The sequence below is a fragment of the Deltaproteobacteria bacterium IMCC39524 genome (assembly GCA_029667085.1).
Lineage (GTDB): Bacteria > Desulfobacterota > Desulfuromonadia > Desulfuromonadales > BM103 > M0040.
This window is the reverse complement of record JARUHJ010000005.1, coordinates 184,945-196,640: the sequence shown is the minus strand read 5'-3', so window position 1 is coordinate 196,640 and position 11,696 is coordinate 184,945. Positions and strand designations below refer to the sequence as shown.

Genomic DNA, 11,696 nt, shown 5'->3' with positions numbered 1-11,696 from the left:
AAATGTTTTTAATACCCCTGAACCAGATTGAAAGTGTTGACCTTGTTATTCATGCCCTGCGTGCGGCCGCTGGCGAGGCTGATTGCACCATGTGCCCGGTGCGTAAGGTCTGCACAAAGCAATGCCTGGCTGTGGCTGAGGGGATACAGCAGATGGTTGCGACCAACACTTTGCCGAACATGGATATGCTCCAGGGTGCAACAAGTGAAGAACCCCAGGACGGCCCCGAAGATCCTGACAGCGGCGGCTCCGGGTCCCATCTGCGGATCGTCAAGTAACTCTGAATAATTATATTGAGGAAGAACTGATTATGAATCTCGCTAAACTGGCCTTGCAAGTACCGACCGTCCTTTTACCTCAAGCAGGTATTGATCTGAATCGCTGGGCAGTGATTGCCTGTGACCAATACACTTCCGAGCCGGAATACTGGCAGGCTGTCGATCAACTGGTCGCAGAGCAGCCTTCGACGCTGCGCCTGGTTTTTCCTGAAGTTTATCTTGAAGACGAGGACGGTGACGCAAGGATTGCCGCTATCAATGCCAGCATGGATCAGTACCTGGCTGAGGGTGTGCTCGCTGAACAGGAAAAAGGCTTTATTCTTCTGGATCGCAAGACCAGTCATGTGGAGTCACGAAAAGGGCTGATCGTTGCTCTCGATCTGGAGGCCTACGATTATCGTCCCGGTTCCAAAACCTTGATCAGGGCCACGGAAGGTACAATCGTTGATCGTTTGCCGCCACGTATCCGGGTCAGGGAGAATGCGGCAGTTGAATTGCCACATATCATGGTGCTGATTGATGATCCCGAGCAGACCGTGATTGAGCCCCTGTTCGAGGCCGACCTGGAGCAGGCCTATGACTTTGAGCTTATGCAGTCAAGTGGTCACCTGCGGGGCTGGAAGGTCAATCAGCCACAGCTCCTCGAGCAAGTGGGCAACGCACTCGAGGCCCTGGCGGACAAAGAACGTTTCCAGAAGCGCTATGACGTCGATGATGAAGAAGTCATGCTCTATGCCATGGGTGACGGCAACCACAGCTTTGCCACGGCCAAGGCCATCTGGGAGCAGCTCAAGACAGAGGCTTCCGATCCTTCCGAGGTCATGGATCACCCGGCGCGTTATGCCTTGATCGAACTGGTTAACGTCCATGACCCGGGGTTGGAGTTCGAAGCCATTCACCGCGTGCTTTTCGATGTTGATGCCGACGACCTGCTCGAACAGGCCGAGGAGTATTATCGTCAGGCAGGAACCCCATGCAGTATTGCCTGGCATGACGATCTCGCTTCCGCATCCGCCGCCGCCGAACACTCGGGTAAGGCGCACGCGATCCCCTTTGTTGCTGCCGGGCGTTTTGGTGTGCTTGAGATCGCTGATCCGAAACTGACTCTCGAAGTCGGAACCTTGCAGAATTTTCTCGATGCTTACCTGGAGAATCACGCCTCAGGTCGTATCGATTATATCCATGGTGATGATGCGGTCTCTCGGTTTGGAGGGCAGAAAAGCAACGTCGGCTTCTACCTTCCGTCAATCTCAAAGCACGATCTTTTTCGCACCATCGTGCGAGACGGAGCTTTGCCTCGCAAGACCTTTTCCATGGGCGAAGCGGATGAAAAACGTTTTTACCTCGAGGCGCGCAGGATTACCTGCTGAGGGCATTGACAACCTGCCGGGAAAAGTAGTAAAAACGGCCTTCCGGTAACTTTTTACACCTACTGAAAACAAAGATCGCCGACCATGAATGTCCTTATCTGGACGGTGCGGCGTTTTTTGTTTTTTCAATCAACTGTGTTTTGTCAGGAGTCAATCGATGAACAAAGTCCGCACTTATAACAAAATTTCTGTCAAGGGCCTCGAAAAGTTCTCCCTCGACAAGTACGAAATTGCCAGTGAAATTAGCACTCCAGACGCACTGATGCTGCGAAGCCATGTATTACAGCCGGATGATATTGAAACGTCTGTGAAGGCCGTCGGTCGTGCTGGCGCCGGAGTCAATAATATCCCGGTTGAAAATTGCACCGAGCGCGGTATCGTCGTTTTCAACGCGCCGGGCGCCAACGCCAATGCCGTTAAGGAGCTGGCCGTTGCAGCGATGCTGCTCTCTTGCCGCGATATCGTCGGTGCCATCGACTTTGTCCGCAAAGAGGGTCAGGGCAAGAGCGCAGAGGAATTACACAAGCTGGTTGAAGGCGGCAAGAAGACCTATGGTGGCACTGAACTGAAGGGCAAGACTCTTGGTGTTGTCGGCCTCGGCGCCATCGGTTCCCTGGTTGCGGAAACAGGTCTGATGCTCGGTATGAAAGTGATCGGTTACGATCCGGCGCTTTCCGTAGCTGCCGCCTGGCGTCTGTCACGTGATGTCGAGAAGATGGAGAATATGCAATCGCTGCTCGCCAAATCGGACATCGTGACTTTGCACCTGCCGGTCCTGGAAGCAACCCGTAACCTGATCAACAAGGATCTGGTCGAAAGCTTCAAGCCGGGGGCAACTCTGATCAACCTGTCCCGCGAAAAAGTCGCTGACACAGAGGCGATTCTTAAAGGCCTGGAGACGGGTCGGATTGGTCAGTACCTGACCGATTTTCCGGTTCAGGAGTTGATGGGCAACGACAAGGTTGTGCCGATTCCTCATCTCGGTGCCAGCACCGAAGAGGCGGAAGAGAATTGTGCCATCATGGTAGCTGATCAGCTGATCGATTTTCTCGAAAACGGCAACATCAAGAATTCAGTCAATTTCCCTAGCATCGCTCTGGAGCGTAATGGTGGCTTCCGTATCGCCTTCTCCAACCGCAACGTGCCGAAGATGCTCAACCAGGTCCTCTCCGTACTGGCGGATCGGGAGCTGAATGTAATCGATATGATTAACAAGAGTCGCGACGAAGTGGCCTACAATATTATCGACATCGATAGAGAGCCCTCGGAAGAGCTCGTTCAGGCTCTCGAAGCGATTGATGGTGTTATCAAAGTTCGTATCCTTTAAATAGTTTATCCAAACATTAAGGCAGGAGGATCTCATGTCTCAGAAAGTTTATAATTTTGGTGCCGGCCCGGCGATGTTGCCGGTTCCTGTGATGGAGCGCATTCGTGAAGAATTTCTCGATTTCCAGAGCATGGGCGTCTCCGTGATCGAGGTCAGCCATCGCGCCAAGCAATTTGAAAAAGTGCTTCTGGATGCCCAGGAGAGTTTTCGCCAGTTGACCAATCTGCCGGACAATTACAAGATCCTCTTTGTCCATGGCGGCGCGCGCATGCAGTTCTCGGCTCTGCCGATGAACCTGGCCGGTCGTTCGGCGAGCAAGAAATGCCTCTATGTCGAGACGGGCAACTTCGCCAAGCTGGCCAACAAGGATGCCAAGGCTTACGGCGATATCCAGGTTATTGCCAGCAGCGCTGACACGAACTATGATCGTCTCCCGGCCATTACTCCTGAGATGATTGATCAGGATGCGGCTTACCTGCACATCACCACCAACAATACCCTTTACGGCTCTCGCTACAGCAAGTTCCCGGATGCTGGTAAGGTGCCCCTGATCGCTGACCAGACCTCGGAGATTCTCTCCCGTGTGGTCGATTACAGCAAGTTCGGCTGCATCTATGCCGGCTTGCAGAAAAACCTCGGGCCTTCCGGAACCGCGATCGTTGTCATCCGCGAAGATCTGCTGGGATACGCTTCTGCGGAGACGCCGGTGCTTCTCAACTATGAGCAGTGTGCCAAGGATAACTCCCTGACCAACACCGCAAACACCTTCGCCATCTACGTCACCGGTCTGGTGCTGGAGTGGTTGCAGGAGCAGGGCGGGATTGCCGCGATCGAGAAAATCAATGAGCAGAAGGCCAAGACCCTTTACGACCTGATCGATGCCGGTGATTACTATCGCGGTGTCATCCAGCCTCAAGTTCGCGGTACCATGAATGTCAGCTTTAACCTGGCCAGTGAAGAACTCGAAGCCAAGTTCCTTAAAGAAGCCGGCGAGCAGGGGCTGTACGCACTCAAAGGCCACCGCAGCGTCGGTGGTATCCGCGCCTCGATTTACAACGCCATGCCGTTGGCCGGAGTTGATGCCCTTGCCAGCTTCATGAAGGAATTTGAGAGCAAGAACGGTTAATGACTCGGGGGCACTTTTGTAAAAGTGCACCCTGGAAATGTGTGGGGGCGCTTCCTGTTTGGGGAGTGCCCCCATTTTCCTTTTGGAGGTTGCTGTGCCTGAAGTTGATTTGCAAGGTGAGGTTGGCTGGGAGTCTTTCGATGCTCCTGCACTGGTTGGTGAAACGCTGCGCTTTGTTTCGGGAGACCGGACCGGCAACCGTTTTCGCATGAGCTATTTTCGAGATCAGGAGCAGCATCTGGTAGCGCGTGTCTGGTTTGGACCGGTCACAGAGGGCCCACCCGACCATGCCCATGGCGGCAGTATCGCTGCGGTGCTTGACGAGGTCCTTGGCCTGGCCGCCTGGGCCGATGGCCACAAAATTGTGGTCGGCAACCTGAACGTCAGCTTTCGCCAGTTGTTGCCGATTCAGACGGTTGTACAGGTCAATACGAAGATTGTTTCAGTACAGGGGCGTAAGATCATGGTTCACGGAGAAGTTTGTAGTCTCGATGGCACAATTTATGCCACGGGAGAGTGCCTCTGTATCACATTGACAGAGGCCCAGATAGCATCCTCAGGAAAGTCTTGACGTATACGCAAAGAGAACGTTGACAGCGGAAAATCTTCATCTTAGAATCACCGCCTCAAAGTAATTTCCCCCCAGTATCCCGGAAGGAAAGAAGGACATGAAAGTCATCGTTACAGACGAGATCTCGGAAAAAGGTCTTGAGCTCCTCGAGAAGGATCCGCGAGTCCAGCTGGATGTGCGCCTGGGCCTTAAGACCTCTGAGCTGCATGGTTTGATCGGTGGTTATGATGCCATCATTACCCGCTCAGGGACCCAGGTGGATGCCGAACTTTTGAGCCACGCTACAAACCTGAAAATGGTTGCCCGTGCAGGGGTCGGTATTGACAATGTCGATGTCGTGGCTGCCAGTGAACGCGGCATCATTGTCGTCAACGCTCCCTTCGGCAACACCAACTCGGCGGCCGAGCATTCGATGGCGATCCTCCTCTCCATGTGCCGTAACGTGCCGGACGCCAACGCCAGCTTGAAAAGCGGCCAGTGGCAAAGGGCCCCTTTTACCGGTTACGAACTCAAACATAAGACTATGGGAATCATAGGCCTGGGTAAAGTCGGTGGGCGCGTGGCTTTACGGTCCCGTGCTTTCGAGATGGATGTGGTGGTTTATGACCCCTACATCAGCGAGAAACGGGCCGCGGACTTCGGTACCCGTCTGGTCTCTCTCGATGAGCTGGTCAGTATGGCTGACGTTATCTCGGTGCACACGCCTCTCAATGATGAAACCCGCGATCTGATTGCCGGAGAGCATTTTTCTGCAATGAAGGAAGGCGTATTGATCGTCAACTGCGCCCGAGGTGGTATTATCAACGAGTCGGCTATGTTGACCGCTCTGCAAAGCGGCAAGGTTGCAGGCGCTGCGTTTGATGTCTGGAGTGAGGAACCGCCCAAAAGCGATATCCTTAAAAAGATGATTGAACATCCCCGCATGGTGGTGACGCCTCACCTGGGAGCCAACACCTTTGAAGCACAGACCAATGTGGCGATCGATGTCAGTCGCGAAATACTTAACCTCCTCGATGGCAAGCCTGTGGAAAATGCCGTGAACATTGCTCGCTTCGATCCGGACCTGATGGCGCAGATGCGTCCCTTCATGGAGTTGGCAGCGCTGTTGGGTGATTTTATCTCACAACTGGCTCCGGAAAATCCTGGCAAGGTGATCTTTAACTATACCGGCAAGCTGGCGGCCCACGATTGCATGCCGATCACGGTGGCTGGCCTGGCGGCACTTCTTAACCGCTGCACCGACCAGGAAATCAACATGGTTAACGCCAGTCTGGTTGCAGAACGCCGTGGGCTGATCGTTGAGCAGAGCCGATCCACCGAGTCAAATTTCTTCTCCAACCTGATCACCATGAGCTTGGAGACTCCCCAGGGCAAACGTACCATTGCCGGCACGCTCTTCGAGGGCACACCGAAGATTGTCAAAATGCGCGATTTTGACACAGACTTTACTCCTGAGGAGCATATGCTGGTCATGCATTATGACGATCGCCCGGGACTGATTGGCAAAATCGGCACCATCCTTGGCGAGGCCCAAGTCAATATCGGCGCCATGAACCTGGGCCGTCGAATCAAGGGTGGGGAGGCCATGGTTGTCCTCTCGGTCGATTCTCCGGTTGGTGGGGAGACTCTGGCTAAATTGAGTGAAGCGATAGGTGCGCGTTTTGTAAAAGCGGTTTACTTGAAGCGATAAGTTAAGGGTGCAGGGACTCCTGCGAAGAGTGATGAAAAAGGGGCGTGGATCATATGATCCACGCCCCTTCAGGTTTCTGAGAAGGTTTAGTCTTGCTCATAAGTTAGACATAATGGCTGACAGTTGAGGGCAAAAAGAGACCTGCCCCATGCAACGTGGTTTGTGTTTGTTTCTTGTAGAGAATCCAAAACAGAGCCAAAATCAAGGGCGCAGGTCATGAAATTTTTTATCATGTATGTCGGTATAGACGTCCACAAAATTCTATCGAAGTCACCTTTGTCGATGCTGGTCGTGATGGCGAGGTGAGAACCTACGGGGAGATTGACGGCAACCTCACTGCTCACGACAAGGTGATCCAGAAGCTGGAGACGAAAGGATCTAAGCTACGCTTTGTCTTTAAAGCTGGACCCTGCGGTTATGAGATTTATCGGCATCTCAATAGCAATGGATGCGACTGTATTGTCGTCACTCCTGCAATGATTTCCTGCCGGAGTGGCAATTGTATCAAAGCTGATCTCCGAACCGTTCGATGCCGGCAGGACCTCAAACCAGGGTAATCATGTGATCGATGAGATAAAGCGCAAGATCGATCACAGCAAACAACTGTTGCGGCTGCTGGTCGATTTTGCCAAGCTCGCAGAGGAATGACTGTTGGTCAAGTACGGTGACATGCACAATGACTCCGATCTGAACCGGTTCCCATTGCAAGTGTTGTACTGGATCAAATTTATCAAACAGCTGGATAGCGCCACTTATCTGACCCTGGATGAGAATGGGTTCTGACAAAGAGCAACTTCATAATTAGTACTTTTCGGGAGACACGAGTGATAGAGACTGTCACTCACCTAATACCGGCACAAGGATTATTATCAAGAGATTAGGGCAAAGTCAGCTAGCGTTAAAGAAATAACAGGCTTGTTATAAATGACTAGATTTGACGAAAGAATAACGTAAAAAAATATTTATTTCCAATAATAGTTAATTCCTCAAAAATGTGAGAAGAATGTGAGAAGCATCTGCTATTTTACTCACAGATGATGGGTGAATTATCTCATTCGAACAAAAACTCTCTTGAAAGCAGGTCCAGGCAACGTTGGTTGCAAGTTTTTATTTCGATTCCAGACGTTTCACCCGAGCTCAAAACGCTGACTTAAGTTTTGAGCGTACAACAATTAAATACTCTCACGATAAGAGCAAAGCCGGGGTAACCCGGTGTCGCAAAGCTACGGACCCTTTTTATGATACGGGTGGTCGGGCTGCCGAAGAGAGCTGGTGGGATTATAGCTGTATCTGTAACTATATCCTGTTAAGCGCCTGTCTTCGGTTTTGTCGGAGGTGGGCGTTTTTGTTTTGTTGATTTCAATGATTTTAGATTAATTGGATTTTTGAACTTTTAACTTACGGAGGATGGGATGAAAAATTTATTATTGCTGGTCTTGCTTTTGTTGGTCTGGACCGGGAGTGCAAATGCCGTCGATAGAGCTTACTATCCATTCAGCGGTGACGCCAACGATGCGAGTATCAATGGAAACCATGGCACGGTGAACGGCGCAACACTGACGGTTGACAGGAACAGTTTTGCTGACAATGCGTACAGTTTCGATGGCACAAACTCGATTTCAGTGCCTAATGATGCTTCTCTCAATTTTTTAAGCGGAGAGTCTTTCAAGGTAAGTGCTTGGGTCAAGACCTCTTCTACGGGCGAAATCCAATCGATATTTACAAAGCAAGATACAGATAAGGCTTATTCACTAAGAATTACTGCTGGCGGGAAAGCGCAATTCTTTCTTCAGGATGCCATCGCCAATTCAATCGATGTGGTTAGTGCCTCTGTCGTTTCCGATGATAGCTGGCATTTAATAGAGGGCGTGCGAAACGCGACCGATGGAACGATAAGCATCTCTGTCGACAATGTCGTAGAAAACTCAAAAATCAATACGCTCACGGGAGATTATGACCCGACTGATGTAGCAGGGATTGGTTACAGTGGCTTTGGTGATGCATGGAAGTTTAATGGTTCCATAGATGAAATTCGTATCGAAGATGTTGTTTTTGTTTCCGACACCACCCCGCCGGTCATCACCCTGAACGGCTCCGATCCGGTCGATGCCGAAGCCGGCACCAGCTACACTGATGCCGGGGCGACGGCGAACGATGACGTCTATGGGAGTGTCGCAGTTACGGTCGGCGGTGATGTGGTCGATATCAACTCGTTAGGCACCTACGTCATCACCTACGATGCCGCCGATACCCTCGGTAACGACGCCACCCAGGTGACCCGGACAGTCTATGTAGTTGACACTATTCCGCCAGAAACGTCGATTGACAGCGGTGCGGAACCTACTCCTTATGTCACCGATATAACCTTTACCTTCAGCGCCAACGATTCGTTCAGCGACGACGCGGCAGCAACCTTTGAGTGCCGGATCGATGGTGGCATTTACTCAACATGTACCAGCCCGCAAAGCTATAACGGCTTAGCCGCCGGCTCGTACACTTTCGAGGTGCGGGCGGCCGATCCTTCTCTGAATGTTGATCCGACACCGGCCAGCTTCGCTTTCATGATCTACGACCTGACGGTCAGCGATGATCAAGCCGGTTCAATTGCGGCCAACTACCAGGATGACCTGGTGGTTACGGCCAGTGGTGCTGTTCCGGGGAGTACGATCTTCTTTGAGCAGCTGGTCGATGTCGCCCCGGGCGGGATCGGTGGCGAGGACATGGTCGTTCGCACGGTCCAGGCGGTTGCCAACGGTAGTGGCGTTGCGACAGTAACTCTTAATTACCACAATACGCTCGATCGCTTCCATGCCTTTGGTGACTACTCCTTCCGCGCTACCGACATCACCGTCGGTGCCGGTACCGGTACGGACAGTTCGGTATTCAGCGTCAGCCAGGTTGGTCAGCCTGATAACCTGAGTGGACTACTTTACGAATCGGATGGCAGCACACTGGTGACCGGTGCGTTCCTGCGCTTCGAAGACAAATGGGGCAATATCTATGGCTACGCCCTGACTAATTCTTCTGGTTTTTATGTCTTCGACGCAGCGGCTGCCGGTGATTATCTGGTCTACCCGATGGCCTACGGCTATGCCGCCAATGTACCTGCTCCGATCACAATCAGCGGGCCGGCTGGCAGCTACAATATAAACCTTGCCAGCGATGTTGATGCCATCAATGGTCAGGTGCACAGTTCCGGTAGTGGCATCGATGGTGTCGAAATTATTGCGAACTGTTCAGGTGTGTACAGCGTTGGCCTGACCGACCTCAACGGCAACTACAGCCTGGCTGTACCGGCCATTTGTTTCGACCCAGTCCTAGCGGGCCATGTTGAACTGGCGGGGCACGACGATTTTAGCCCATCTTTGAAAGGGTATGTCGATGATGGCGCAGCCCGGCAGCTTTCGGCCTGTGTCGGAGCGGTTGATTTCGATCTGCCGGCTGCAACGGCCACCATCAGTGGTCAGGTATTGGCTTCAGCTGTGCCGACCGGCGGGATTCCTGTCGTCGCCACGAACGGTAGCGGTGAGCGTGCCTATGGTGTGAGTGACGTTTCAGGTAACTACAGTCTGAATGTCTCCTCAGCCGCCGACTGGAACGTTATGCCGAAGCAGCGCATTGTCAACCCGCTTGGCTTCGTCGGAAACAAAATTGCCGTCGATACATCCGGTGGTGATCAGGTGGGCCAGAACTTTAATCTTAACGTCATTGATGGATGGGTTGAAGGTGTTGTGACTGACGCTGTGACAACCAATCCTCTCGCAGGCATTGAAGTTTACTCGTCAGCGGTTGCTTACTCGTCGGTGAAGACAGATGCCGACGGTTTCTATCGTGTGCCGGTAGTGCAGGCAGAGGGTTTACCTATTCATGTCGATGTTACGGGGGTGGTTTATGTTGATCCTGTAATAGCCAATATTGCGGCTTCTGAGTTTTTAGCGAATGTGGCAACGGTCGATTTCGTCCTCGATCAGATCGATCATTATGATCTGGTCGTCGATAGTGTTACGGGGGTCCCTGCGACAGCAGAGGCCGGGGACCTTATGACGGTGACCGTTACCATCAGTAATGTCGGCAATATCAAGGTTCCGCTCGACAATTATGTTGCTATCTACATTTCAACCGACTGCCAGGTGACAAGTGATGACATCCTCCTCGATTATATAAGGCTCACTACGATGCAGCCAGGGGAGGCAGAGACAGCCGATTTCACATTTTTGGTGCCGTCATGGGTGATGCTTGGGGAGACCTATTATATTGGCGTGAATGCCGATTTAGGTAATCGCGCTTCCAATGAGCATGATGAGACCAATAATTTTACAGGGGGGCAGGGTTTTTTGGTTTCCGGTATTCCGTATGATCTGGTCGCCGGTTCTGTAACGGGCGTTCCAGCTAACGCCAATGCCGGTGACAGCTTGAGCATAACTGCGACAGTCAGTAACGTCGGGCCAAACAGGGCCCCGAAAGATGTCTATGCGTCGTTGTATATTTCTACCGATGCCGTGATTACAACCGATGATACCGAACTGAGCTATACAAGAGTCAAAACAATGGAGGTCGGTGACGTAACCGTAGCGTTGAACGCTGTGGTGCCGTCCTGGGTTCAGTCCGGGGTGACTTATTATTTGGGTTTTATTGCCGATGCCTCAAATAGACTTGCTGAATCGAATGAGGTCAATAATGCCTCACCTGGGCAGGCGTTTGTTGTTTCCGGCACTCCCTATGATCTGGTCGCCGGCTCTGTAACGGGTGTTCCTGCTAACGCCAATGCCGGTGACAGCTTGAGCGTAACCGCGACAGTCAGTAACGTCGGGACAAGCAGGGCCCCGAGAGATATCTATGCGACGTTGTATCTCTCTACCGATGCTGTGATTACAGCCGATGACACCAAACTGAAGCATGTAAGGGTCTCAACAATGATGCCCGGTGACGTAACCGTAGCGTTCAATGGTAAGGTGCCGTCCTGGGTTCAGTCGGGGGTGACTTATTATTTAGGTTTTATTGCTGATTCCTCGAATTGGCTTGTAGAACCGAATGAGGCTGATAACATTTCGGCTGCATACAGTTTTGACGTCCCATGAGGTGTTGCTTTTTTAGTAAAAAATGGCCGGTCTAGTGACCGGCCATTTTTTTTGTAACTATGGAACGTGATGAGTCAGAGTGAAGAATTCACGTGTTTTTGCCGCGTCTAATCATGCGCTTTTTGACATATCGTGATCATTAAAGAATGCAACGTAAAAGACGTTCTTTGCCAAATCCAGCTCGACAGTGGTAACCTTCAACTTGGCCTCCTCTCGTTCTAAGTTGATGTTAAATATCTACTTTGCCATCATGACG

At 51.8% G+C, this 11,696-nt stretch carries 8 protein-coding genes and 1 riboswitch; of the genes, 7 read left to right on the top strand and 1 reads right to left on the bottom strand.

From position 1 onward, the window contains the following. Positions 1–2: 2 nt before the first annotated feature. From P9J64_13525 to serA, 6 genes are all read left to right on the top strand, one after another. Positions 3–278, top strand: a complete 276-nt coding sequence (locus P9J64_13525; GenBank protein ID MDG5469344.1) for a hypothetical protein — start codon at positions 3–5, stop codon at positions 276–278. Between the two features lie 32 nt (positions 279–310). After that, complete coding sequence (locus P9J64_13520) at positions 311–1,648, top strand: DUF1015 domain-containing protein (GenBank protein MDG5469343.1); 1,338 nt, start codon at positions 311–313, stop codon at positions 1,646–1,648. A 157-nt stretch (positions 1,649–1,805) separates the two neighbouring features. Then, entirely contained in the window at positions 1,806–2,975 is a 1,170-nt protein-coding gene (locus P9J64_13515; GenBank protein ID MDG5469342.1) for a phosphoglycerate dehydrogenase, read from the top strand. A gap of 34 nt (positions 2,976–3,009) precedes the next feature. Continuing rightward, a complete protein-coding gene (gene serC / locus P9J64_13510; protein MDG5469341.1) occupies positions 3,010–4,101 on the top strand; it encodes a 3-phosphoserine/phosphohydroxythreonine transaminase in 1,092 nt (363 codons plus the stop codon). Positions 4,102–4,138: 37 nt separating this feature from the next. After that, positions 4,139–4,672 (top strand): PaaI family thioesterase, encoded by a 534-nt coding sequence (locus P9J64_13505; protein MDG5469340.1) that lies wholly within the window; start codon positions 4,139–4,141, stop codon positions 4,670–4,672. A 97-nt stretch (positions 4,673–4,769) separates the two neighbouring features. Beyond that, positions 4,770–6,362, top strand: a complete 1,593-nt coding sequence (serA, locus tag P9J64_13500; GenBank protein ID MDG5469339.1) for a phosphoglycerate dehydrogenase — start codon at positions 4,770–4,772, stop codon at positions 6,360–6,362. Between the two features lie 543 nt (positions 6,363–6,905). Here serA and P9J64_13495 read toward each other — a convergent pair. Then, positions 6,906–7,148 (bottom strand): hypothetical protein, encoded by a 243-nt coding sequence (locus tag P9J64_13495; GenBank protein ID MDG5469338.1) that lies wholly within the window; start codon positions 7,146–7,148, stop codon positions 6,906–6,908. A 396-nt stretch (positions 7,149–7,544) separates the two neighbouring features. Next, a riboswitch (cyclic di-GMP riboswitch) is annotated at positions 7,545–7,626 on the top strand. Positions 7,627–7,774: 148 nt separating this feature from the next. Between P9J64_13495 and P9J64_13490 the strand changes: the two genes are divergently transcribed. After that, a complete protein-coding gene (locus tag P9J64_13490; protein MDG5469337.1) occupies positions 7,775–11,440 on the top strand; it encodes a CARDB domain-containing protein in 3,666 nt (1,221 codons plus the stop codon). Positions 11,441–11,696 lie beyond the last annotated feature (256 nt).